The organism is Streptomyces caeni, assembly GCF_042678285.1.
In the GTDB taxonomy this organism is placed as follows: domain Bacteria; phylum Actinomycetota; class Actinomycetes; order Streptomycetales; family Streptomycetaceae; genus Streptomyces; species Streptomyces caeni.
Genome location: NZ_JBHUDX010000018.1, coordinates 1,386 through 26,443, shown reverse-complemented (window position 1 = coordinate 26,443; position 25,058 = coordinate 1,386). Strand labels below are relative to the sequence as shown.

Here is a 25,058-nt window from a genome sequence, read left to right as displayed (position 1 = left end):
TGGCCGGTGTTCGCCACCGTGTCGATGGAGCGTCCGGTGTCTGCACCCTGCTTTCCGGTGATGAGGGTGCGGATGTAGACGATCCGTTCGCCCTTCTTTCCGGAGATGCGGGCCCAGTCGTCGGGGTTCGTGGTGTTGGGCAGGTCCTCGTTCTCCTTGAACTCGTCCACGCATGCCTGGAGGAGGTGGGAGACCCTGAGGCCTTTCTGGCTGTGTTCGAGAAAGTCCTTGATCGCCATTTTCTTGGCGCGGCCGACGATGTTTTCGATCATGGCGCCGGAGTTGAAGTCCTTGAAGTAGAGGACTTCCTTGTCGCCGTTGGCGTAGGTGACCTCGAGGAAGCGGTTCTCGTCGGATTCGGCGTACATCTGTTCCACGGCGGTCTGGATCATGCCCTGGACGGTGAGCGCCTTGTCGCCTCCGTGCTCGCTGACGTCGTCGGCGTGCAGGGGGAGGTTCTCGGTGAGGTACTTCCCGAAGATGTCCTTGGCCGCTTCGGCATCCGGACGCTCGATCTTGATCTTCACGTCGAGCCGGCCGGGGCGCAGGATCGCGGGGTCGATCATGTCCTCGCGGTTGGAGGCGCCGATGACCACGACGTTCTGCAGGCCCTCCACGCCGTCGATCTCTGCGAGCAGCTGGGGGACGATGGTGTTCTCCACGTCCGAGCTGACGCCGGAGCCGCGGGTGCGGAAGAGGGATTCCATCTCGTCGAAGAAGACGATGACGGGGGTGCCCTCGCTGGCCTTCTCGCGGGCGCGCTGGAAGACGAGGCGGATCTGCCGCTCGGTCTCGCCGACGTACTTGTTCAGGAGCTCGGGGCCCTTGATGTTGAGGAAGAAGCTCTTGCCGGCGGCCTGGCCGGTCACTTCGGCGACCTTCTTGGCGAGGGAGTTCGCGACGGCCTTGGCGATGAGCGTCTTGCCGCATCCGGGGGGCCCGTACAGCAGGACGCCCTTGGGCGGCCGCAGTTCGTGCTCCTTGAACAGGTCGGGGTAGAGGTAGGGGAGCTCGACGGCGTCGCGGATGGCCTCGATCTGGTTGCCGAGGCCGCCGATCTGCTCGTAGCCGATGTCCGGTACCTCTTCGAGGACGAGTTCCTCGACCTCGCTCTTGGGCACGACCTCGTAGACGTAGCCGGAGCGTGGTTCGAGCAGGAGGGCGTCGCCGGGTCGGATGGTGACGTCCAGCAGCGGCTCGGCGAGCCGTACCACCCGTTCCTCGTCGGTGTGCCCGAGCACGAGGGCGCGCTCGCCGTCCTCCAGGATCTCCTTGAGGGTGACGATGTCACCGACGCGCTCGAACTCCATGGCCTCGACCACGTTGAGCGCTTCGTTGAGCATCACTTCCTGGCCGCGCCGGAGCTCGTCGAGTTCGACGCCGGGGCTGACGTTCACGCGGAGTTTGCGGCCTCCGGTGAAGATGTCGGCCGTGCCGTCCTCGTTCGCCTGCAGGAAGACGCCGAAGCCGGCCGGTGGCTGTGCGAGCCGGTCGACTTCTTCCTTGAGGGCGACGATCTGGTCGCGGGCCTCACGGAGCGTATTGGCGAGCCGCTCGTTCTGCGCGGACACGCCGGCCAGGTTGGTCTGCAACTCGACGATCCGCTCTTCGAGAATCCTCGTGTGTCGCGGAGAGTCGGCGAGCTTGCGTCGCAGGACGGCGATCTCCTGCTCAAGGTAGGCGATCTGCCCGGCAGGGTCGTCGGACCCTCGTCCCGGGCGGATGCCGCGGTTCATGTCGTCGTCGTGGGCTGCCACGGTCCTCACCTCCTCCAAGGGGAGCTGGACGCTTCCAGACCCTACCTGGGCGGGTGTCGATTGAAACCCCTAGATCACAAAGACTGTCGGGGTGTGTCCGATCTTCACCCTTGCGCTCTCCCTCACGCCAGGGGAATACCCACCGAACATGGTTGGGAAGCGGCCGAGGGTAGTCTCGGGGTGTCCAACACCCGTCGGAGCTGGCCGGATTCCCGGTGGCCCGGCGCAGGAGACTCAGGGAGATGACCGTGCAGCAAGGGGCCGGGTCCGGCAACGGGGCGCTGGAGGTGTGGATCGACCAGGATCTGTGTACCGGGGACGGCATCTGTGTCCAGTATGCGCCGGAGGTCTTCGAGCTGGACATCGACGGGCTGGCCTACGTGAAGGGCTCGGATGGCGAGCTTTTGCAGGTCAGGGCCGCTGCACCGGTGCCGTTGCCGGTGCTCGCGGATGTGGTTGCCTCGGCTTCGGAGTGCCCGGGGGAGTGCATTCATGTGCGTCGGATCTCGGACAGCGTGGAGGTCCACGGTCCGGACGCCGCGTGATCGTAGGACCACCCGCTGTCACGAATGTCTGGTTTCTCACATTCGGTTCGCCCGGTAGTTGGACGGGTGCGCGGCGTGGTGGTCACACGCTCCGGCTGCCGGGGGGTGTGGAGCGGACGAACACGCCACCCTTCCACTGCCACTTGGCGGAGGTCTTCACGTCGGGGCAGCAACTCGGTACGTCGGGCGAGGAGTAGCCGAGGAGGGTGGCGGTGACCGCAGCGTCGCGGACGGCGAAGTCGGTGACGGTGAGGCGGTCCTTGGGGTCGACGAGGGTGGCCACCACGCGGGGCTCGGGGTTGCTCGCGGCCCGGGTGAGGACGTAGACGCCGTCAGGTGGGGTGCCCATGCCCGCGTCGCAGTGGACGAGGGCGACGGTTTCGGGGCGGCCGTCGCCGTCGAGGTCGCCGGTGGCCTTCTTCTGGACGAGGGGCTTGGTGGGCCCGCAGTCGAGGGGGAAGTCGGCCCGCGCGGGGTCGGGGGGCGTGGCGGTGACCGGGGCCGCCTTGGTCCCGGTGTGGGGCTGTGCCGCCGTCGCGGAGGAGCCCGGTTGCAGCACGGACGACAGGGCGATCACGCCGGAGATGGCGGTGGCGGTGGCGACCCAGTGGATGGGCCGGGTGGCGGTGCGCGCGAGTTCCGGGACGGCGGGGTGCTGCACGAGGGAGGTGTCTCCTGTGAGGGCTGTACCGGCGGGGGTGCCCCGCATCGTGCCACACGTCACAGTGCCGAGGGAACGGCGGGGCCACGGTTCTGGCGGTGCGTCAGGTGTCGGGGCGTGGACGGTGCCTCAACGCACCAGCGCCGTGGCCGAGTTCCCGGGTGTTCGGGGAACTCGGCCACGGCGCTGGTGCGTTGGCCTGGGGTGCGGGCCGCTTCAGCGGCCGTGGCCTCCGTCGGCGTTGGGTCCGGCGTAGTCCTCGCCGTAGGCGCCCTTGGCGGGGCGGCGGCGGCGCATGGGCGGCTCGACGCCGTCGGCGAGGCGGCGGGCGGTGAGGAGGAAGCCGGTGTGTCCGATCATCCGGTGGTCGGGGCGTACGGCGAGGCCCTCGATGTGCCAGTTGCGGATCATCGTCTCCCAGGCGGTCGGCTCGTTGAAGCAGCCGATCTCGCGGATGGACTCGACGGTCCGGGCGAGCTGGGTGGTGGTGGCGACGTAGCAGCAGAGGATGCCGCCGGGGACGAGTGCCTTGGAGACGGCTTCGAGGCACTCCCAGGGGGCGAGCATGTCGAGGATGACGCGGTCGACGTCGGTGTCGCTCAGGTTGTCCTGGAGGTCGCCGACGGTGAGCTGCCAGGCGGGGTGCGGGCCGCCGAAGTAGCGTTCGACGTTGGCCTGGGCGATCTCGGCGAAGTCGGCGCGGCGCTCGTAGCTGTGCAGCATGCCCTGGTCGCCGATGGCGCGCAGCAGGAAGCTGCTGAGCGACCCGGAGCCGACGCCGGCTTCCACGACGCGGGCGCCGGGGAAGATGTCGGCGAAGGCGAGGATCTGCCCCGCGTCCTTGGGGTAGACGACGGCTGCCCCGCGGGGCATGGACAGGACGTAGTCGGGGAGCAGGGGGCGCAGCGCGAGGTAGGCGACGTTCCCGGTGGTGCGGACAACGCTGCCCTCGGGAGCGCCGATCAGTTCGTCGTGGGGGAAGGAACCCTTGTGGGTGTGGAAGTTCTTCCCCGCTTCGAGTGTGAACGTGTAGTGGCGGCCCTTGGGGTCGGTCAGCTGTACCTGGTCCCCGACCTTGAAGGGCCCGCGACGGCGGGCGGCACCGGTCGGTTCGGACATGTGACCAGCCTACCGGTCGCCGGAGGCGCCGCCGACCATGCGCCGGCCGTGCCCGGGGGCGGCGAAAGGGGCGGCCTGGTGCCGTGGGTCAGCTGGGGCGGGCCATCGCCTTGACGAAGGCGCGTTCGACGTCCGAGGCGGACAGGACGCCGTAGATCTCGCCGGTCTCCTCGACGACGAGGTATTCGGTGGCGGGGGTCGCGCGCAGGACGTCGAGGAGCTCCTCACCGGAGAGTTCCGCGGAGACGCGCATGCCGTCGGTGAGTTCCTGGGCGAGGCCGCTGACGGGCACCCAGGGGCGGCGGTGTTCCGGTACGCCGACGATGGCGGCCTCGCGGACGAGGGAGTGGGGCCGGCCGTTGGCGTCGACGACGACGAGGGCGCGGGCTCCGACGTCGTTGGCGCGGCGCAGTGCCTCGGAGAGGGGGGTGTCGGTCTCGACGGGGACGGCGCGGCGCGTGAGGGTGCGGGCGCGCAGTTCGGGGAGGTGTTCGCGCAGGCGGGCCATGCGGAGGCTGTTGCCGGCGCCGGTCCAGATGATCGCGGCGAGGATGGCGGCGAGCAGGGCGTCGGTGACGGTGTCCATGCCGACGTTGTCCTCGGCGGTGGAGCCGAGGGCTCCGGACTGGGTGAGCAGGGGCAGGCCGATCAGCACGGAGACGGCGAGGGCGCGGCCGACCCAGGCGGCGGCGACAGTGCCGCTCATCGGTCTGCCGGTGATCTTCCAGACGACGGCGCGGAGCATGCGGCCGCCGTCGAGGGGGAGGCCGGGAAGCAGGTTGAAGGCGGCCACGATGAGGTTGGAGATCATCAGGCCGGCCAGCAGGACGCCGGGGACGGTGCCGGGTTCGACGGGCTGCATGGCGAGGTAGAAGGCCCCGGCGAGGACGAGGGAGAGCAGCGGTCCGACGAAGGCGAGCACGAATTCGCGGCCGGGGGTCTCGGCCTCCTTCTCGATCTCGGAGACGCCGCCGAAGAACTGGAGCTGGATGCGGCGCACCGGCAGCTTGAAGCGGAGGGCGGCGACGGTGTGGGCGAGCTCGTGGACGAGGACTGAGGCGTAGAAGGCGACCGCGAAGAAGAGGGAGACGAGGTAGCGGGCGGCGCCGAGTCCGGGCAGGACGCGGTCGAGCTGGCCGCCGAAGACCCAGGTGATGAGGGCGGCGACGAGGAACCAGCTGGGGGCGACGTAGACGGGTACGCCGAAGGGCCGGCCCATGAGGATGCCGCCGCCGGGTTCCTTGGGCCGCCTTTGGGGACGGCCCTTGCCGGTGGTGGCGGAGTCGGCGAGGGCGCGGGCCGGGGCGGTGGGGGGTGTGGGGCGCGCGTCGGTGGCCGGTTCGGTGTGGTCGTCCGCGGGGGACGGAGGGCTGTCCCGGTCGTCGGGGCGGGGCGCTGGGTCCTGACCGGCGGTGGCGGGTGCCGCGGGGTGGTCGCCGGGTGCGGCCGCCGGCGCGGTGGGGGTCGCGGGCACGGTGCCCGGTGTGGTCGTGTCGTCGTCGGCCGAGGCGGGCCGGGCGGCGGTGTCCTGGGAGTCGTCGGGTGCCGTCGGGGTGTCGGCGGGCGTGTGGGGGCCCGCCTCCTGCCCGGGTGCCGTCCCGTTCCCGTCCGGGGCGGGCCGGCCGGCGTCGCGGTCCCGTTCCTCCTCGGGGCGTGCCGTGCCGGCGGTCCGTGCCGTGGGGACCGCCTCGCGGTCGGTCGCCCCGTCGTTGCCGGAGCGCGGCTGTCCGCTCCCGCCGCTCTCGTCCACGCTGTCCCCTCGTTCGATGGTCTCCCTGGTCCGGTCGTGGCCGGGTGGGAGGGTCTGTGGTCGATGGTATGCGCCACTCGGGCCGTCTTCCGCCTCGGCACCCGTTCCGGGGCCCCCTCCGTCGCGCCGGCGCGGGGGCCGGCGGCCCCGGATCCGCGCCGTGCGCGTCCTGGGGCCGGGCGCGGTTGTGTCACTGTCAGTGGCGGGCCGTATGGTCTGTGGTCATGGAATCCCGCACCGACGGCGTCGCCGAGCCGTCCGCCGTGGCCGCCGTGCCCCCGGCATCGTTGTCGCCCTCGCGCGCCGGTGACTTCATGCAGTGCCCGCTGCTGTACCGCTTCCGGGTGATCGACAGGCTGCCCGAGAAGCCGAGTGAGGCGGCGACGCGGGGCACTCTGGTGCATGCGGTGCTGGAGCGGCTCTTCGATGTGCCCGCCGCCGAGCGGACCGTGCCGCGCGCCAGGTCCCTGGTGCCCGGTCAGTGGGACCGGCTGCGGGAGAGCAGGCCGGAGGTCGTGGAGTTGTTCGCCGACGACCGGGACGGTGAGCGGATGGCACGCTGGCTGGGGGAGGCGGAGCGGCTCGTCGAGCGCTGGTTCGCGCTGGAGGACCCGACACGGCTGGAGCCCGCGGAGCGGGAGCTGTTCGTGGAGGCGGAGCTGGAGTCAGGGCTGAGGCTGCGCGGGATCATCGACCGGGTCGACGTGGCGTCCACGGGCGAGGTGCGGATCGTCGACTACAAGACGGGCAAGGCGCCCCGGCCCGAGTACGCCGAGGGCGCGCTGTTCCAGATGACGTTCTACGCCCTGGTGGTGTGGCGGCTGAAGGGGGTCGTCCCGCGGCGGCTGCAGCTCGTGTACCTCGGCAGCGGCGATGTGCTGACGTACGACCCGGTCCTGGCGGATCTGGAGCGCGTCGAGCGCAAGCTGCTCGCGCTGTGGGAGGCGATCCAGCGGGCCACGCGGACGGGTGACTGGCGGCCCCGTCCCACGAAGCTGTGCGGCTGGTGCGACCACCAGGCCGTCTGCCCGGAGTTCGGGGGCACTCCCCCGCCGTATCCGCTGCCGGTCATGGCGCCGGAACCGGGGGGCGGGGAGCAGGGCAGAATGGGGCGGGACTAGCGAAGGAGACTGACGTGGCCATCCGCGTCCTACTGGTCGATGACCAGCCGCTGCTGCGTACGGGCTTCCGGATGATCCTGGAGGCCGAGCAGGACATCGCGGTCGTCGGTGAGGCCGGGGACGGCCTCCAGGCGCTCGACCAGGTGCGTGCCCTGCAGCCCGATGTGGTTCTGATGGACATCCGTATGCCCCGGATGGACGGGGTGGAGGCGACCCGGCAGATCACCGGGCCCGGCCGGGACGGCCCGGCCAAGGTGCTGGTGCTGACGACCTTCGACCTCGACGAGTACGTGGTGGAGGCGCTGCGCGCCGGTGCCAGCGGCTTCCTCCTCAAGGACGCTCCGGCCCATGAGCTGGTGCAGGCGATCCGGGTGGTCGCCGCGGGCGAGGCGATGCTCGCGCCGAGCATCACGCGCCGGCTGCTCGACAAGTACGCGGGGCACCTGCCGTCCGGGGAGGAGCCGGTGCCCGACACGCTGCACACCCTCACCGAGCGCGAGGTGGAGGTGCTGAAGCTGGTGGCGCGGGGGCTGTCCAACGCGGAGATCGCCGCGGATCTCTTCGTCAGCGAGACCACGGTGAAGACCCATGTGGGCCATGTCCTGACGAAGCTGGGGCTGCGGGACCGGGTGCAGGCCGCGGTGTACGCGTACGAGAGCGGACTGGTGCGCCCCGGGGCGCAGTAGGCGGGGCGGCGTGCGCGGAGGGCGCCCTCGTGCCGAGGGGCCCTCCGCCGGTGCGGACTTGCTCAGCCCTTGCTGATCTCCCAGAACCGGAACACCGCCGCGGGGTCGAGGCAGTACTCGAGTCCGTAGATGTCGTCGCGTGTGACGGCGTACTGCTTGGCCTGCCACACCGGGATGACGGGCAGGTCCCCGGCGACGATGTCCTGGAGTCTGCCGTAGTCGGCGTCGGTCGAGGAGCGGTCGCTCTGGGCGGCCGTCTTCGGGATCAGCTCGCTGGTGATGGTGCGGTTGACGTAGCGGTTGTCGAGCACGTTGCCCTTGCCGAAGAAGGGCGCGGTGAAGTTGTCGGGGTCCGGGTAGTCCGGGACCCAGCCCTTGACGTAGACACCGTACCTGCCTTCCGCGATGCCCCTCTCGTAGCGGTCGAAGGGGACGGACTTGACCGTGGCCTGGAACAGCCCGCTGTCGTTGAGCTGCCGGGCGATCGTCCGCAGTTCCTCGTCGGTGGCGGGCCCGTAGCGGGAGGGGGTCGACCACAGGGTCAGCCGCACCTTGCCGGTGATGCCCTCGGCCCGCAGAGCGGCCTTGGCCTTGGCCTTGGAGGGGCGGGCACCGTAGGCGTCGAAGAAGGATGTGCTGTGGCCGGTGATGCCCGCGGGGATGATCGAGTAGAGCGGTGTCGCGGTGTTGTCGTACACCTTGTCGACGAGCGCTTCGCGGTCGAGGAGGTAGGCGATGGCCTTGCGGACGCCGAGCCTGCCGGCCACCGGGTCGTCCATGTTGAAGACGAGGTGCTGGACCTCGGCGCTGGAGCCGTCGACCACCTTGATGTCCTTGCCGACGTCGCTGTCGTCGGCGACGTCGGCGATGTCCGCGGCGACGAGGCCGCGGTAGGCGAGGTCGACCTGCTTGTCGAGCAGGGCGGTCTTCAGGGCTTTCTGGTCGCCGTGGAAAAACCTCACGGTGACGCCGGAGTTGTGGGTGCGGGCGGGTCCCTTGTAGCGGCCGTTGACCGAGAAGACCGCTTTGTCCTCGCTGAAGGAGTCCAGGGTGTACGGGCCGGAGCCGACCGCCTTGCCGTCCTTGCGCAGGGCGTCGGCGGGGTACTGGGTGTGGTCCACGATCGAGCCGGCGCCGGAGGCTATCTTGCTGGGGAAGGTGGCGTCGGCGTACTTCAGTTTGAACACGACGGTCTTCTCGTCGGGTGTCTCCACCGAGTCGAGCATGTGGAACATGAGCGCGGGGCCGGCGGGGTCGTTGATCTTCAGCAGCCGGTCGAAGGAGAACTTGACGTCCTTCGAGGTGAGCGGGTCGCCGTTGCTGAACGTCAGTCCGTCCTGGAGCGTGCAGGTGTAGACCCTGGTGCGGGTGTCCGTGAACAGGCATTCCCTGGCGGCCTCGGGCTCGGGTTCCGTGCCGCCCTTGGGGAAGTTCAGGAGTGTCTGGAAGACGTTGTTGAACAGCAGCCAGGAGCCCGGGTCGTATCCGGACGCGGGGTCTGTGGCCAGGACGTCGTCGGACATCCCCATCACGATGGAGGAGCCGGTTCCTCCGGAGTCACCGGACTGGGTGCCGCATCCGGTGAGCAGACCGGCGGCAAGCCCCGCTGCGAGGGGCAGGACCGGCCACTGGGTGCGCATGTTCACGTGCATGTGCCTTGTCTCGGGTTCTGGGCGGCCCCGAGCACCACGAGGCCCGGGGCCTGTGGGCGCCCCGGGATCGTACCCCGAACACAGCGGGGCCCCGGAGGGGGCGCCGGGGGCCCGCGCAGGGGTGAGGGTCAGCTGCCGACGCCGCGGCTGAGTTCCCACAGCTGCAGCGTGGAGGAGGAATTCATGGCGTACTCGCCACCCGTGACGCCGTCACGGGTGGCGACGTACTGCTTGCCCTGCCACAGCGGGATGACCGGCACGTCCTTGGCCACGATGTCCTGGATGCCGGTGAGGCTCTTGGTGGCGGACAGCCGGTCGGCCTCGCGGCGGGACTGCGGGATCAGCGTGTTGCGGATCGTGCTGTTGGCGTAGGGCGAGCCGAGGGTGTTGTCCGCGTCGAGGAACGGCGCGAGGTAGTTGTCGGCGTCCGGGAAGTCCGGGAACCAGCCCATGCCGTAGACGTCGTACTGGCCCTTCTGCTCGGCCTTGCGGTACTTGTCCCAGGGTGCGCCCTCGATGCCGACGTCGAACAGCCCGCTGGCGTTGAGCTGCTGGCGCAGCACCTCGAACTCCTTGGCGGTGGCCGGGCCGTAGTGGTCGGTCGTGTAGTGCAGCGTCAGCTTCACCGGAGTGGTGATGCCCGCCTTGGTCAGCAGGGTGCGGGCCTTGGCGGTGCTCGGCTCGCTGTACCTGTTGAAGAAGGCGTTCGCGTGGCCGGTGATGCTGGCCGGGACGAGGGAGTACAGGGGCTCGGCCTGGGTGCCGTACACCTTGGAGATCAGCGCGGCGCGGTCGATGATCTGCGCCATGGCCTGGCGGACGGCCTTGCTCTTCACGGACGGGGCGTCGGTGTTGAAGCCGAGGAAGCGGATCTCCAGGCCCGGCATCTCCACCAGGTTCACGTCGCCGCCGTTGGCGTTCTGGAGCCTGCGGATCTGCTCCGGCGACATCGTGCGGGTCATGACGTCGATGTCGCCCTTGTCGAGCGCGGCGCCCATGCTGTCGGCGTCCTTGAAGGACTCCAGTTCCACCGTGTCGTTCTTGGGCTTCAGCAGCCCGTCGTAGTGGGGGTTCTTGGTGAAGGTCGCCTTGACGAGCTCGTTGCCCTTGACCTCGGCGTGCATCGTGTAGGGGCCCGAGCCGTCGATGTCGAAGCCGTCGCGCAGCTTCTTCTTGTCGTAGTCCTTGGGGTTGACGATGCCGGCGACCGGCGTCGACAGCTTGAACGGGAAGGTGGCGTCCGCGGTCTTGAGGTGGAAGATGACTTCGTTGTCACCCCGCGTCTCGACGGTGTCGATGGTGGACAGCAGGGCCCAGACCTCGCTGTCGGACTTGATGGCGAGGGCCCGGTCGATGGAGAACTTCACGTCGGCCGCGGTCACCGGGTCGCCGCTGGAGAACTTCAGGTCGCTGCGCAGCTTGCAGGCGTAGCGCTCGTTGCCGGTGTCGGTGAATGCGCAGCTCTCGGCGGCCTCGGGCACGGGCTCGCCCTCGCCGCGGGGCTGGACCATCAGCGTCTGCACGGTCTGCCGGAGGATGTTCCAGCTCCCCACGTCGTACGCGTACGCCGGGTCGAGGGGCGCGGGTGTGTCGCTGGAGGCGGTGAACCGGTCGGTGGTGCCCACGACGATGGCGTCACCGCTCCCGCCCCCGCTGCCGGACCCGCCGCAGGCAGCGAGGGCGGGGGTGAGCAGACCAGCGATGGCCGACAGCACCAAGGTCTTGCGGTTCATGCTCGAGTTTCTCCAGAGCTGGGAAGTGCGTGCATCCGGCAAACATCGCGCTGCGACGGATCACGGGAATGTGGCGATGTTTTCGCGACGAGATTAGTCCGCACCTGAAGGATGACTAAAGCCGCCGAAGTTGAGACCCCATCACGCTGCGGAACCGGCTGCGGACGCACCGGCAGAGGGTACGGGGAAGGATTCGTGCAGCACCTCACCAATCGGGACACAAGGGCACGCCAGGGTCGCCCGAATGGGGTGGAACAGCACACGCCGGGCCAGCCGTCGAGCCCCTTGTGCATGGCGAACGTCACACGCAAACCCATGCACATCGCACAGAAATTCGACCAAGGGGTCGCATTTATTCATTCTGTTCGAGGGGGCGCGGTGATGCATATATTCACCACGGCGCGCTCGGTGCAGCGCCTACTGCATTTCCGTCATCACACCGTGCAGAAATGGCAGGTCGACCTCTTCCAGCGAGGCCACCACCGTTCGGCCGGCCGCCGGTGCGATGGGGGCGACCGACGGTACGGCGACCACCCGGCAGCCGGCGGCCTCGGCGGCGGCGACGCCGGTCGCCGTGTCCTCGACGACCGCGCACCGGGTGGGATGCGCCTCCAGGCCCGTGGCCGCGAGCAGATACGGGTCCGGGAACGGCTTGGTGCGCCCGACCTCGTCCCCCGCGACGGTCAGCGAGAAGTACTGGGGGCCGATCGAGTCCAGGACGCGGTCGATGATGCGCCGGTGGGAGGCGGAGACGAGGGCTGTGGGGATCCGATGCGCCGCCAGTTCGGCCAACAGTCGTGCGGCACCCGGCATCAGGGGCAGGTTGCGGCCGATGCGCTTCTCGAACCCGTCGTTGAGGAGCACACTCAGCTCCTCGAAGGCGATGTCGGCGCCGGTGGCCTCGATCAGGAAGCCCGCGCTGCGCGTCATGGGACCGCCCACGACGACGTGCCGCCACGACTCGTCGAGCGTGTGCCCGAGGGAGGCGAAGACCTCGACCTCGACCTCCCACCAGAATCCCTCGGTGTCGACCAGGGTGCCGTCCATGTCGAGGAGCACCGCCTGCAGCGCGGAGCCTTCGGCCGTACGGGTTCCGAGCGCGGGAACCGTGGTGGTCATCAGGCGTACCTCCTTGAAGGGACGACCAGGCCGGTTCCCTGACGGGGAACCGGCCTGCGGTGGACCGACCAGTGTACGACGCTCGTGGAGCATGCGCCTGTCGATGGAGATGCGCCGGTGCGTCTCGGCACACCGGGGGCGGCACGGGCGCCGGGCGGGCCCAGGGGGCTGCGTCCGCCGTCGCGGCCTGCGCGCCCGCCGGCGGGGCCCCCGCGCCGGCGACGAGGGGGCGCCGCGGAACCGTGGCGCACGGGCGCGCGCGTCACCGCGCGTTGAAGTACTTGGCCTCGGGATGGTGGATCACGATCGCGTCCGTGGACTGCTCCGGGTGGAGCTGGAACTCCTCGGAGAGGTGGACGCCGATCCGCTCCGGCTCCAGCAGCCGGGCGATCTTGGCGCGGTCCTCCAGGTCGGGGCAGGCGCCGTAGCCGAGGGAGAAGCGGGCGCCCCGGTACTTGAGGGCGAACATGTCCTCGATGCCGGCGGGGTCCTCGCCGGCGAAGCCCAGCTCCGACCGCACGCGCGCGTGCCAGTACTCGGCGAGCGCCTCCGCCAGCTGGACGGACAGGCCGTGCAGTTCGAGGTAGTCACGGTAGGAGTTCGACTCGAACAGTCGCGCCGTCTCCGCGCCGATCTTCGATCCGACGGTGACGACCTGGAAGCCGACGACGTCGGTCTCGCCCGACTCCTCCGGACGGAAGAAGTCGGCCAGGCACAGCCGGCGGCCGCGGCGCTGGCGCGGGAAGGTGAAGCGGGTGCGCTCGTTGCCCTCCTCGTCGAGGACGATCAGGTCGTCGTCCTTGGACACGCAGGGGAAGTAGCCGTAGACGACGGCCGCTTCGAGGAGGTTGTCCCTCTGGAGCCGGTCGAGCAGACCGCGCAGCCGGGGCCTGCCCTCCGTCTCGACCAGTTCCTCGTAGGCCGGACCCTCACCCGTGCGTGCCTGCTTGAGGCCCCACTGGCCCTTGAACAGGGCGCCCTCGTCCAGCCAGGAGGAGTACTCCTTGAGCTGGATGCCCTTGATGACGCGGGTTCCCCAGAAGGGCGGCTCCGGCACCGGGTTGTCGGTGGCGACGTCGGAGCGGACATGGCCCTCCTCCGGCCGCGGCTCCTCCATCTCGACCGTGGCCGCCCGCACCCGGCGCTGCCTCAGCTCGGGCAGCCTGGCCCCGGGTACGCCGCGCTTGACCGCCATCAGGGTGTCCATCAGACGCAGGCCCTCGAAGGCGTCCCGGGCATAGCGCACTTCGCCCTCGTACAGCTCGTGCAGGTCCTGTTCGACATAGGCCCGGGTGAGGGCGGCGCCGCCGAGGATGACCGGGTAGGCGGTGGCAAGGCCGCGGGAGTTGAGTTCCTCCAGGTTCTCCTTCATGATCACCGTGGACTTGACCAGCAGCCCCGACATGCCGATGACATCGGCCCGGTGTTCGTCGGCTGCCTCCAGGATCGCCGAGACCGGCTGCTTGATACCGAGGTTGACCACGTTGTAGCCGTTGTTCGACAAGATGATGTCGACCAGGTTCTTGCCGATGTCGTGGACGTCCCCGCGTACGGTGGCCAGCACGATGGTGCCCTTGCCGGCCTCGTCCGACTTCTCCATGTGCGGTTCGAGATGGGCGACCGCGCTCTTCATGACCTCGGCGGACTGCAGGACGAACGGCAGCTGCATCTGCCCGGAGCCGAACAGCTCCCCGACGACCTTCATGCCGTCCAGCAGGGTCTCGTTGACGATGTCGAGGGCCGGCCGCTCCTTGAGCGCCTCGTCCAGATCCTGCTCCAGGCCGTTGCGTTCACCGTCGATGATCCGCCGCTTCAGGCGCTCCTCCAGCGGCAGCGCCGCCAGTTCCTCGGCCTTGCCGGCCCTGAGCGACGTGGCGGTGGCGCCCTCGAACAACGCCATCAGCTTCTGCAACGGGTCGTAGCCCTCGCTGCGGCGGTCGTAGATCAGGTCCAGCGCCGTGGCCACCTGCTCCGCGTCGAACCGCGCGATCGGCAGGATCTTCGAGGCGTGCACGATCGCCGAGTCCAGCCCCGCCTTCACGCACTCGTCCAGGAAGACCGAGTTCAGCACGATGCGCGCCGCCGGGTTCAGACCGAAGGAGATGTTCGACAGACCCAGCGTGGTCTGCACATCCGGGTGGCGACGCTTCAGCTCACGGATCGCCTCGATCGTCGCGATCCCGTCCTTGCGGGACTCCTCCTGACCGGTACAGATGGTGAACGTCAGGCAGTCGACGAGGATGTCGTCCTCGCGGATGCCCCACCTCCCGGTCAGGTCGGCGATCAGCCGCTCGGCGATCTCCACCTTCTTCTCGGCCGTGCGGGCCTGCCCCTCCTCGTCGATCGTCAGCGCGATCAGCGCGGCACCGTGCTCCCTGGCGAGCCCGGTGACCTTCGCGAAGCGGGACTCCGGCCCGTCACCGTCCTCGTAGTTGACGGAGTTGATGACCGCGCGCCCGCCCAGCTTCTCCAAACCGGCCCTGAGGACGTCGACTTCGGTGGAGTCCAGCACGATCGGCAGTGTCGAGGCGGTCGCGAAACGACCCGCCAGTTCCTCCATGTCGGCCACGCCGTCACGGCCCACATAGTCCACGCACAGATCGAGCATGTGCGCGCCCTCACGGATCTGCTCGCGCGCCATCTCCACACAGTCGTCCCAGCGGCCCTCCAGCATCGCCTCACGGAACTTCTTCGACCCGTTGGCGTTCGTGCGCTCACCGATCGCCAGGTAGGAGGTGTCCTGCCGGAACGGCACCGACTGGTACAACGACGCCGCCCCCGGCTCCGGACGCGGATCCCGCGCCTCCGGGGTGACACCGCGGACGCGCTGGACGACCTGCCTGAGGTGCTCGGGGGTGGTACCGCAGCAGCCGCCCACCAGGGACAGGCCGTAGTCGCGGACGAAGTTCTCCTGGGCGTCGGCCAGGCCCTCGGGGCCGAGCGGGAAGTGCGCGCCGTCCTTGGTGAGGACCGGCAGGCCCGCGTTCGGCATGCACAGCAGCGGGATGCGGGAGTGGCGCGCGAGGTAACGCAGGTGCTCGCTCATCTCGGCGGGGCCGGTCGAGCAGTTCAGGCCGATCATGTCGATGCCCAGCGGCTCCAGCGCGGTCAGCGCGGCGCCGATCTCCGAGCCGAGCAGCATCGTGCCGGTCGTCTCGAACGCCATCGAGCACAGCAGCGGCACCTCGATGCCGGTGGCCTCCATGGCGCGCCGGGCGCCCAGGACCGACGCCCTGGTCTGCAGCAGGTCCTGGGTCGTCTCCACGATCAGCGCGTCCGCGCCGCCGGCGAGCAGGCCCTCCGCGTTGGCCTGGAAGCCGTCGCGGATCGTGGTGTAGGAGATGTGGCCGAGGGTGGGCAGCTTGGTGCCGGGGCCCATGGAGCCGAGCACCCAGCGCGGGCGGCCGTCACCGGCGACGAAGGTGTCCGCCGCGTCGCGGGCGATGCGGGCACCCGCCTCGGACAGCTCGTACACACGGTCGGCGATCTCGTACTCGGCCATGGCCGCGTGGTTCGCCCCGAAGGTGTTCGTCTCCACGCAGTCGACGCCCACCGAGAAGTACGCCTCGTGGACGGAGCGGACGATGTCCGGTCGGGTCAGGTTGAGGATCTCGTTGCAGCCCTCCAGGCCCTCGAAGTCCTCCAGCGTGGGGTCCTGGGCCTGGAGCATCGTGCCCATCGCGCCGTCGGCCACCACGACGCGGGTGGCGAGGGCGTCGCGGAGGGTCTCGGTTCGGTTCCGGCTGCCGGCGGAGACGGACGAAAGGGACGGGTTCGGCAACGAGGCCATGGAAGATGCTCCCTGGAGTGCGACGGCTGTCGGCTTTGCGCTTCTTATGGAAGACGCACCCGGCAAGAGTAGCCCGCTGCGGGCCGTACGGTCAGAGGCGTCCACGGGCCGGACGCGCGTGGCTCGGGTGACGTGGGCGGGGATTCCGGTGGAACGGATGGCGACACCCATTGGCGAGAGGTCGGCAACGACCGGTAGTGTTCGACATTGCCGAACGACGGTAGTGAACACCGGTCGGCGACCGAAGGGGACGGAGGGCAGGACGGCGATGGCACGGAACATCCAGTCGCTCGAACGGGCGGCCGCGATGCTGCGGCTGCTCGCGGGCGGCGAACGACGGCTGGGCCTGTCGGACATCGCCTCGTCGCTGGGACTCGCCAAGGGCACGGCCCACGGCATACTCCGCACGCTCCAGCAGGAGGGGTTCGTCGAGCAGGACGCGGCCTCGGGCCGCTACCAGCTGGGTGCCGAACTGCTGCGGCTGGGGACCACCTACCTGGACGTGCACGAGCTGCGGGCCCGCGCCCTGGTATGGACCGACGACCTGGCCCGCTCCAGCGGGGAGAGCGTCTACCTGGGCGTGGTCCACCAGCAGGGCGTGCTGATCGTGCACCACGTCTTCCGGCCCGACGACAGCCGGCAGGTCCTGGAGATCGGGGCGATGCAACCGCTGCACTCCACGGCCCTGGGCAAAGTACTGTCGGCCTACGACCCGGTCGCGCACAGCGAGGCGCTTGAGGCGGACCGGAAGGCGTTCACTGACCGGACGGTGTGCGAGCTGGACGGCTTCGAGCACATCCTCGACATGACGCGCGCGCGTGGCTACGCGGCCGACATAGAGGAGACGTGGACCGGGGTGGCCTCGATCGCCGCGCCCATCCACGACCGGCGGCGGATGCCGGTGGGCGCGGTGGGCATCACCGGCGCCGTGGAGCGGGTGTGCCGGGACGGGGAGCTGCGCCCCGACCTGATCGCGGCGGTTCGCGACTGCGCCCGCGCGGTGTCGCGGGATCTGGGCGCCGGGCGGTTCTGAGGCCCCCGCCCCCACCCGCAGGCCCCCGGCACGGCCGGGGGCCCTTTCGTGTCCTGGGCCCGCTGCGCCCCGAAGGCCCCGGTACGGCGGCGACTGCGGCGTACCGGCCCCCCACCTGCCCGCGGACGGATGCCGCACCCCGTCCCGGCGCGGCCGGGCACCGGGCCCCGTGGGGATCAATGACCTGCGGCGATCAGTAACGATCGCGCATTCGAGAACACGACTCTTGACGACCCGGCGAACAGGAGGCAAGACTCCCGTCCATCGGTCGGCATTGTCGAACACCTACCGGCAATACACGCTAGAGTGTGGCGACGCCAAGGGCCGACATCGCTCTCACCCCCGAGGGCGCGGACCACCGGAGGGACCCGGGGTTCGCCTTCCCCTGGACGAAGGACAAAGGAGTCGCGGGTGTCCAGCTCCGACATCTTCATCGGCGAGACCATCGGTACCGCCGTGCTCATCCTGCTCGGCGGCGGAGTCTGCGCCGCTGTGACGCTGAAGGCCTCCAAGGCCCGGAACGCCGGCTGGCTCGCCATCACTTTCGGGTGGGGCTTCGCAGTCCTCACGGCGGTCTACACCTCGGCGCCGCTGTCCGGCGCGCACCTCAACCCGGCCGTGACGCTGGCGCTGGCCATCAAGGACAGCGACTGGAGCGACGTCCCGGTCTACTGGGCCGGCCAGCTGCTCGGCGCCATGATCGGTGCGACCCTCGTCTGGGTCGCCTACTACGGCCAGTTCCACGCCCACCTCACCGACAGGGAGATCGTCGGCGGCCCGGGGGCGCAGGACACCAAGGCCGTCGAGGCGCAGGAGGCCCAGGCCGGCCCCGTGCTCGGCATCTTCTCCACCGGTCCGGAGATCCGGAACGCGGCGATGAACCTCGCCACGGAGATCATCGGCACCGTCGTGCTGGTGCTCGCGGTGCTCACCCAGGGCCTCAACGACAAGGGCAACGGCCTGGGCATCCTGGGCGCCCTGATCACCGCGCTCGTGGTGGTCGCAATCGGCCTCTCCCTGGGCGGCCCGACGGGGTACGCCATCAACCCGGCACGCGACCTCGGCCCGCGCCTTGTGCACGCCCTTCTCCCGCTGCCCAACAAGGGCGGTTCCGACTGGGGCTACGCCTGGGTTCCGGTGGTCGGTCCACTGATCGGCGGTGCGGTCGCTGCGAGCATTTACAACGTCGCCTTTGCTTGAGAACAGTGAACTTCCCCAGGCACCGCCCGTCATCGCCGCGCCGTAAAGACCGCCTCTCTTCATCCATGGAACCCCAGGAGCACACCGTGACCGACGCACACACCGCCGGCCCGTTCATCGCCGCCATCGACCAGGGCACGACGTCCTCGCGCTGCATCGTCTTCGACCGGGACGGCCGCATCGTGTCCGTCGACCAGAAGGAGCACGAGCAGATCTTCCCCAAGCCGGGCTGGGTCGAGCACGACGCGACCGAGATCTGGACCAACGTCCAGGAGGTCGTCGCCGGGGCCATCAAGAAGGCCGGCATCACCCGGGACGACATCAAGGCCATCGGCATCACCAACCAGCGCGAGACCACGGTGCTGTGGGACAAGAACACCGGTGAGCCCGTCCACAACGCGCTCGTGTGGCAGGACACCCGCACCGACTCCCTGTGCAAGGAGCTCGGCCGCAACGTGGGGCAGGACCGCTTCCGCCGCGAGACCGGCCTGCCGCTGGCCTCGTACTTCTCCGGTCCGAAGGCCCGCTGGCTGCTGGACAACGTCGAGGGCCTTCGGGAGCGTGCCGAGGCCGGCGACATCCTCTTCGGCACCATGGACACCTGGGTCATCTGGAACCTGACCGGCGGTGTCGACGGCGGCCACCACGTCACGGACGTGACCAACGCCTCCCGCACCCTGCTGATGAACCTGCACACGATGCAGTGGGACGACAAGATCTGCGAGTCGGTCGGCGTGCCGATGGGGATCCTGCCGCAGATCCGCTCCTCCGCCGAGATCTACGGCGAGATCACCGGCGGGCGGCTCGGCGAGCTGCTCGGCGGCATCCCGGTCGCCTCGGCGCTCGGTGACCAGCAGGCGGCCCTGTTCGGTCAGACGTGCTTCTCCGAGGGCGAGACCAAGTCCACCTACGGCACCGGCACCTTCATGGTGATGAACACCGGTGACAAGATCATCAACTCCTACTCGGGCCTGCTGACCACGGTCGGCTACCAGATCGGCGACCAGAAGCCGGTCTACGCCCTGGAGGGCTCGATCGCCGTCACCGGCTCCCTCGTACAGTGGATGCGCGACCAGATGGGCCTGATCTCCACCGCCGCCGAGATCGAGACCCTCGCGTTGTCGGTCGAGGACAACGGCGGCGCCTACTTCGTGCCCGCCTTCTCCGGTCTGTTCGCCCCGTACTGGCGCTCCGACGCCCGCGGTGTGATCGCCGGCCTGACCCGGTACGTCACCAAGGCGCACCTCGCGCGCGCCGTGCTGGAGGCCACGGCCTGGCAGACACGTGAGATCGCCGACGCCATGACCAAGGACTCGGGTGTCGAGCTGGCGACACTCAAGGTCGACGGCGGTATGACCTCCAACAACCTGCTGATGCAGACGCTCGCGGACGTCCTGGACGCGCCGGTGGTGCGCCCGATGGTCGCCGAGACGACCTGCCTCGGCGCCGCCTACGCCGCCGGTCTCGCCGTCGGTTTCTGGACCACCACCGACGATCTGCGTGCCAACTGGCGCCGGGCCGCCGAGTGGACGCCCCACATGGACGCGGAGACCCGCGACCGTGAGTACAAGAACTGGCTCAAGGCCGTCGAGCGGACCATGGGCTGGATCGAGCACGAGGAGTAATCACAGATGACCACCCTGCAGAGTGTCCCGGCTCTGGGGACGCACCCGGCCTACGGCTCCCACCCGGGCCGCGCCGAGACCCGGGAACAGTTGTCCAGGGCGACATACGACCTCCTGGTGATCGGCGGCGGGATCCTGGGCATCTCCACGGCGTGGCACGCCGCGCAGTCGGGCCTGCGGGTGGCGCTGGTGGATGCCGGCGACTTCGCCGGCGCCACCTCCTCCGCCTCCTCCAAGCTCCTCCACGGCGGGTTGCGCTATCTGCAGACCGGCGCGGTGAGGCTGGTGGCGGAGAACCACTTCGAGCGCCGTGCGGTCTCCCGCCAGGTGGCACCCCACCTGGCGAACCCGCTCACGTTCTACCTTCCCGTGTACAAGGGCGGGCCGCACGGCGCCGCGAAGCTCGGGGCGGGCGTCTTCGCCTACTCCGCGCTGTCGGCGTTCGGTGACGGCGTCGGCCACCTGCTCTCCCCGGCCAGGGCGCGGCAGGACGTGCCGGAGCTGCGCACCGAGAACCTGAAGGCCGTGGCCGTGTACGGCGACGACCAGATGAACGATGCGCGCATGGCGCTGATGACGGCCCGCGCGGCCGTCGACGCGGGAGCCGTCGTCCTCAACCACGCCGAGGTGACCGGTCTGCGCTTCACCCGGGGCCGGGTCACCGGCGCCGAGCTGAGGGACCGGCTCTCCGGTGACGAGTTCGGCGTCGTGGCACGGCTGGTGCTCAACGCGACCGGCCCGTGGGTCGATCACCTGCGCAGGATGGAGGACCCGAACGCGGCGCCGTCCATACGGCTGTCCAAGGGCGTGCACCTGGTGCTCAGGCGCACCTCCCCCTGGAAGGCGGCGCTGGCGACGCCGATCGACAAGTACCGCATCACCTTCGCCCTCCCCTGGGAGGACATGCTGCTGCTCGGCACGACCGACGAGGAGTACGAGGGCGAGCCCGCCGAGGTCGCGGTGGGCGACAAGGACATCGCACAGATCCTCGACGAGGCCGCCTTCTCCGTCCGCGACCAGCAGTTGCGGCGTGACCTGATCACCTATGCCTTCGCCGGTCTGCGGGTGCTGCCGGGCGGGCCCGGTGACACCGCGAAGGCCAGGCGCGAGACCGTCGTCACCGAGGGTAGGGGCGGCATGCTGTCCGTCGCGGGCGGCAAGTGGACCACTTTCCGGCACATCGGCCGCACCGTCATGCGGCAGCTGGAGTCGCTGCCGGGCCGCCCGCTCGGCGACGACTTCGAGCCGATCTCCACGCTGCCGAAGAGGCTGCCGCTGCCGGGCATCGCCAATCCGCGCGCGGTCGCCCACCGGCTCGTGGTCGACGGTCCCGCGCCCGGCCCGCGCATGGCGCCGGACACGGCCAAGCACCTGGCCACCCACTACGGTTCGCTGGCCTTCGACATCGCACGGCTGGCCAACGAGAGCCCGGAGCTGGGCGGGCGGATCCACCCCGACGCCCCGGAGATCTGGGCACAGGTCGTCTACGCCCGCGACCACGAGTGGGCCGAGACGGCGGACGACGTGCTGCGCCGCCGCACCACCCTGACGATCCGCGGCCTGGCCACGGACGAGGTGCGCGGCAAGGTGCAGGACCTGCTCGACAAGAGGTAGGCCCCGCGGGTGGAAGGGCGCGGCTTCCGACGGCGGAGGCCGCCCCTTCCGGGTACGCGGGGCGCAACTGCGTACGGTGTCGGTGGGGCCGGCCCGCCGCGGGTTCCGCACCGGGCCGGCCCCACCGCCCCGTCCCCGCCCCCACCGCCGGAGTCGCCTCATGCCGCAGCACCTGTCGCCCGTCACGCGCGTCCCCCGCACCGGACTGCCCCCGTACGCCGTCGTCGTCGGCGACCCGGCGCGCGCGGCGGACGTCGCCATGCTGCTCGACGGTGCCGCGGAGGTCTCGTACCACCGCGAGTACCGGGTGTTCAGGGGGAGTTGGCGGGGCGTGCCGATGACGGTCGCCTCGCACGGGGTCGGCGCGCCGGGTGCCGTCCTGCTCTTCCGGGAACTGGCGGACGCGGGGGTCCGCACGTTCCTGCGGCTCGGCACGGCGGGCGCGATGAGGCCGGGGATCGGCGACGGCGAGCTGGTGATCGCGGAGGCGGCCGTGCGCGACGACGGTGTCACGCAGCAGCTGCTGCCGCCCGAGTACCCGGCGGTGTCCGCGCCCGAGGCGGTCTTCGCCCTGCTGCGCGCCGCCCGTGCGGCGGGCGTGCCGCACCACCGGGGGTTCGTGTGGACCCGGGCGGCCTTCCAGCCCGGGCTGATCCCGCTGAACGCCTACGACGGGGCGGGCCTGGCGGCGATCGAGATGGAGCTGTCCGCGCTGCTGGTGACCGCCTCGCTGCGCGGACTCGTCGCGGGCGGGGTACTCGTCGTGGACGGTGTCAACGCCGACGAACTCGTCGACGAGAGGGCGTCCTTCTCCACGGGTGGCTACGACCCGCACCGTGAGGTCGTCGCACGGGGCGTGGAGCGCGGCGCGGTCGTCGCGCTGGAGGCGTTGCGGCTGCTGGCGGAGGAGTGTCCGGCCGAGCGCGCGCACCACCCGGGGAGCGCGCCACCCGGGCGGGCGTCAGGAGGGAACGCAACATGAGTGAGCGCGTCGACCTGCTGGTGCACGGCGGCGACGTCCTGACGGTCGACGACGCCGGAACCCTCGTACGGGAAGGCGCCGTCGCGGTCCGCGACGGGACGATCGTCGAGGTGGGCGGGGCCGGGGAGCTGCGGGCGCGGTACGCGGCGGACACGGCCGTCGACGCCGGGGGGTGCCTGGTCCTGCCGGGGCTGGTCAACGCGCACACCCATCTGGCGATGACGCTGCTGCGCGGCCGCGCCGACGACGTCACACTGCAGGGCTTCCTGGAACGCGTGCTGCGCTGGGAGGCCGAACTGCTGTCGCCCGGGACCGTGGGCGCGGCGGTGCGGGTCGCGGTCGCCGAGAGCGTACGGGCCGGGGTGACATCGGCGCTCGACATGTACTGGTTCCACGAGGCCGCCGAGCGGGTCGCACGGGAGGCGGGCTGGCGGCTGCTGACCGGGCCCACCTTCATGGACGTCCCGGACTCCCCCGACGGCAGGGCCTACGGGGAGCGCATGGCGTGGGCGCGCCGGGATCTGGCGGGGCGGACCGGGGCCCGGGAGGGGATCCGGCCGGTGCTCTTCGCGCACTCGGCCTACACCCTCGCCCCGGAGCAGCTCACCGAAATCGCCGCGCTGGCAAGGGAGTTCGGGGCGCTGCTGCACCTCCACGCCGCCGAGAACGCGACCGAGGTCGCCACCGTCGAGGTGCGGTACGGCAAGCGTCCGGTGGAACTGCTCGACTCGCTCGGCCTGCTGGGCCCCGATGTGCTGCTGGCTCACGCCGTGGACCTCACCGGACGGGAGATCGCGGCGCTGGCCCGCACGGGCACGTCGGTGGCCCACTGTCCGGTGTCCAACCTCAAGCTGGGCTGCGGGATCGCGCCGGTGCCGCGGCTGCTGGGCGCGGGGGTGACCGTCGCCCTCGGCACGGACGGGGCGGTCAGCTCCAACACCCTGGACGTGCTGGGCGCGGTCCGGCAGGCGGCGCTGGTGCACAAGGCGGACGGCGATCCCACGGCGGTCGGCGCCGAGCAGGCGGCGCGGATGGCGACGGCGGAGGGGGCCCGCGCGCTCGGGCTCGGCGACCGGCTGGGCTCGCTGGAGGCGGGCAAGCGGGCCGACCTGATCGTGCTGGAGCTGGGCCGGCCGCATCTGCGTCCCCGGCACGATGTGTGGTCCACGCTCGCGTACGCGGCGCAGTCCGCGGACGTGCGGGACACGGTGGTGGACGGGCGGGTCCTGATGCGGAACCGCGTGCTGACGACGCTCGACGAGGAGGCGGCGCTGGCGGATCTGGAGGCGTTGGCCCCCTCCCCCGTCCAGCCTGGCGGACGTCCATGATGCGCTTCGTGGCCGACGCCTGACGGACCGGCGAGCGGCGACCGTGGTCGACGCGGGCGGCCCGGGGCGACGATCATGGGTGTTCAACGGCCCTGCACGGGGCAGTCATCCGTTCACTCCCCCGTGCAAGGGGGCTGCGGGCGCCCCCGCCGCACGCCGTAAAGTTGGGACGTAGGCGAGGGCACGTCGGAAGGAGGCACTGGGTGATCGAGCTCGAGGGGGTTCCCGAGCTGATCGACCCGGTCATGGTGGCCGCGTTCGAGGGCTGGAACGATGCCGGCGACGCCGCCTCCACCGCGGTCGCGCATCTGGACAGGGAGTGGAAGGGCGAGGTGTTCGCGGCGCTGGACGCCGAGGACTACTACGACTTCCAGGTGAACCGCCCCACCGTGTTCATGGAGGCCGGGGTCCGCAAGATCACCTGGCCGACGACTAGGCTCTCGGTGGTCCGCGTGGGCGGCGAGAAACCCCGTGATCTGGTACTGATCCGCGGTATCGAACCGTCGATGCGCTGGCGCTCGTTCTGCAACGAGCTGCTGGGCTTCGCGCACGAGCTGGGCGTGGAACTGGTGGTGATCCTGGGCGCCCTGCTCGGCGACACCCCGCACACGCGTCCGGTTCCCATCAGCGGGACCACGTCCGATCCGGACCTGGCCCGCCGGATGGACCTGGAGGAGACCAAGTACGAGGGCCCCACGGGCATCGTGGGCGTCCTGCAGGAGGCGTGCACGCACGCGGGAGTCCCGGCCGTCTCGCTGTGGGCGGCGGTCCCGCACTATGTGTCGCAGCCGCCGAACCCGAAGGCCACGCTGGCCCTTCTGAACCGGCTGGAGGACCTCCTGGACCTGCGCATCCCGCTGGGCGAGCTGCCGGAGGACGCGCGTGCCTGGCAGGTCGGGGTGGACCAGCTCGCGGCCGAGGACAGCGAGGTCGCCGAGTACGTCCAGACGCTGGAGGAGGCCCGCGACACCGCCGAGCTGCCGGAGGCGTCGGGCGAGGCGATCGCCCGGGAGTTCGAGCGGTATCTGCGGCGGCGGGACGTCAGCCCGCCGGGCGGGCACGCCACGGCGGAGGGCGGCGAGAGCGGCTCGTACCGGCGGGACAACCCGAGCGGGCGTACGCGGCCGCCGAAGCCGCCCCGGCCGGGCGGCGAGGACGAGGACTCGCCGGAGGACTGAGGGGGCGGTGCGCACCGGCGCACCGCCCTCGTCATGCCGCCCTTCCCTGCGCACCGGGGGCGATCACGGTGTTCTCCGTGTCCGGTGCGGGGCGTCGTCGTGAACCGCGAACGGCGCCGTGCCGGGTGCGGGCCGAACCCGCGGCGCCGGCGGTGGCGGGGCCGG

General features: G+C 70.6%; 18 protein-coding genes. 10 read left to right on the top strand and 8 right to left on the bottom strand.

All coding sequences use genetic code 11. The features are described from left to right. On the bottom strand, positions 1–1,757 hold a 1,757-nt coding region (gene arc, locus ACFSL4_RS07140; protein WP_381079712.1), incomplete at its 3' end, for a proteasome ATPase. 242 nt (positions 1,758–1,999) lie between these two features. Here arc and ACFSL4_RS07135 point away from each other — a divergent pair. Further along, positions 2,000–2,302 carry a ferredoxin gene (locus ACFSL4_RS07135; protein ID WP_381079710.1) on the top strand — a complete coding sequence of 101 codons (303 nt, stop codon included), beginning with the start codon at positions 2,000–2,002 and terminating at the stop codon, positions 2,300–2,302. Positions 2,303–2,384: 82 nt separating this feature from the next. Here ACFSL4_RS07135 and ACFSL4_RS07130 read toward each other — a convergent pair whose 3' ends face one another. The 3 genes from ACFSL4_RS07130 to ACFSL4_RS07120 all read right to left on the bottom strand — a co-directional run bounded on the left by ACFSL4_RS07130 (position 2,385) and on the right by ACFSL4_RS07120 (position 5,832). Continuing rightward, positions 2,385–2,963 carry a hypothetical protein gene (locus ACFSL4_RS07130; RefSeq protein WP_381079708.1) on the bottom strand — a complete coding sequence of 193 codons (579 nt, stop codon included), beginning with the start codon at positions 2,961–2,963 and terminating at the stop codon, positions 2,385–2,387. A gap of 216 nt (positions 2,964–3,179) precedes the next feature. Continuing rightward, the gene (locus ACFSL4_RS07125; RefSeq protein ID WP_381079706.1) at positions 3,180–4,082 is read right to left on the bottom strand and encodes a tRNA (adenine-N1)-methyltransferase; all 903 of its coding nucleotides are present in this window, start codon (positions 4,080–4,082) and stop codon (positions 3,180–3,182) included. Positions 4,083–4,170: 88 nt separating this feature from the next. Then, complete coding sequence (locus ACFSL4_RS07120; protein WP_381079704.1) at positions 4,171–5,832, bottom strand: site-2 protease family protein; 1,662 nt, start codon at positions 5,830–5,832, stop codon at positions 4,171–4,173. A 224-nt stretch (positions 5,833–6,056) separates the two neighbouring features. Between ACFSL4_RS07120 and ACFSL4_RS07115 the strand changes: the two genes are divergently transcribed. Both ACFSL4_RS07115 and ACFSL4_RS07110 read left to right on the top strand, forming a co-directional pair. Then, complete coding sequence (locus ACFSL4_RS07115) at positions 6,057–6,953, top strand: RecB family exonuclease (protein ID WP_381079702.1); 897 nt, start codon at positions 6,057–6,059, stop codon at positions 6,951–6,953. A 14-nt stretch (positions 6,954–6,967) separates the two neighbouring features. Then, a complete protein-coding gene (locus ACFSL4_RS07110; RefSeq protein ID WP_381079700.1) occupies positions 6,968–7,639 on the top strand; it encodes a response regulator in 672 nt (223 codons plus the stop codon). Positions 7,640–7,701: 62 nt separating this feature from the next. On the opposite strand, the gene ACFSL4_RS07105 is transcribed toward ACFSL4_RS07110, so the two are convergent. From ACFSL4_RS07105 to metH, 4 genes are all read right to left on the bottom strand, one after another. After that, complete coding sequence (locus ACFSL4_RS07105; protein ID WP_381079774.1) at positions 7,702–9,285, bottom strand: ABC transporter substrate-binding protein; 1,584 nt, start codon at positions 9,283–9,285, stop codon at positions 7,702–7,704. 134 nt (positions 9,286–9,419) lie between these two features. Next, complete coding sequence (locus ACFSL4_RS07100) at positions 9,420–11,024, bottom strand: ABC transporter substrate-binding protein (RefSeq protein WP_381079698.1); 1,605 nt, start codon at positions 11,022–11,024, stop codon at positions 9,420–9,422. Positions 11,025–11,441: 417 nt separating this feature from the next. Then, the gene (locus tag ACFSL4_RS07095; RefSeq protein ID WP_381079696.1) at positions 11,442–12,143 is read right to left on the bottom strand and encodes an HAD family hydrolase; all 702 of its coding nucleotides are present in this window, start codon (positions 12,141–12,143) and stop codon (positions 11,442–11,444) included. Between the two features lie 262 nt (positions 12,144–12,405). Then, positions 12,406–15,933 (bottom strand): methionine synthase, encoded by a 3,528-nt coding sequence (gene metH / locus ACFSL4_RS07090; protein WP_381079694.1) that lies wholly within the window; start codon positions 15,931–15,933, stop codon positions 12,406–12,408. 268 nt (positions 15,934–16,201) lie between these two features. Here metH and ACFSL4_RS07085 point away from each other — a divergent pair, with 268 nt between their 5' ends. The 7 genes from ACFSL4_RS07085 (at position 16,202) to ACFSL4_RS07055 (ending at position 24,893) form a co-directional block, all read left to right on the top strand. Beyond that, a complete protein-coding gene (locus ACFSL4_RS07085) occupies positions 16,202–16,966 on the top strand; it encodes an IclR family transcriptional regulator (RefSeq protein WP_381079692.1) in 765 nt (254 codons plus the stop codon). 411 nt (positions 16,967–17,377) lie between these two features. Continuing rightward, positions 17,378–18,166 carry an MIP/aquaporin family protein gene (locus ACFSL4_RS07080; protein WP_381079690.1) on the top strand — a complete coding sequence of 263 codons (789 nt, stop codon included), beginning with the start codon at positions 17,378–17,380 and terminating at the stop codon, positions 18,164–18,166. An 86-nt stretch (positions 18,167–18,252) separates the two neighbouring features. Continuing rightward, the gene (glpK, locus tag ACFSL4_RS07075) at positions 18,253–19,791 is read left to right on the top strand and encodes a glycerol kinase GlpK (protein WP_381079688.1); all 1,539 of its coding nucleotides are present in this window, start codon (positions 18,253–18,255) and stop codon (positions 19,789–19,791) included. Between the two features lie 6 nt (positions 19,792–19,797). Further along, positions 19,798–21,405, top strand: a complete 1,608-nt coding sequence (locus ACFSL4_RS07070; protein WP_381079686.1) for a glycerol-3-phosphate dehydrogenase/oxidase — start codon at positions 19,798–19,800, stop codon at positions 21,403–21,405. A 160-nt stretch (positions 21,406–21,565) separates the two neighbouring features. Beyond that, complete coding sequence (locus tag ACFSL4_RS07065) at positions 21,566–22,387, top strand: nucleoside phosphorylase (RefSeq protein WP_381079684.1); 822 nt, start codon at positions 21,566–21,568, stop codon at positions 22,385–22,387. Then, positions 22,384–23,715, top strand: a complete 1,332-nt coding sequence (locus ACFSL4_RS07060; protein ID WP_381079682.1) for an amidohydrolase — start codon at positions 22,384–22,386, stop codon at positions 23,713–23,715. Before ACFSL4_RS07065 ends, ACFSL4_RS07060 begins: the two co-directional genes overlap by 4 nt. A 203-nt stretch (positions 23,716–23,918) precedes the next feature. Further along, positions 23,919–24,893 carry a PAC2 family protein gene (locus ACFSL4_RS07055; protein ID WP_381079680.1) on the top strand — a complete coding sequence of 325 codons (975 nt, stop codon included), beginning with the start codon at positions 23,919–23,921 and terminating at the stop codon, positions 24,891–24,893. The last annotated feature ends 165 nt before the right edge of the window (positions 24,894–25,058 follow it).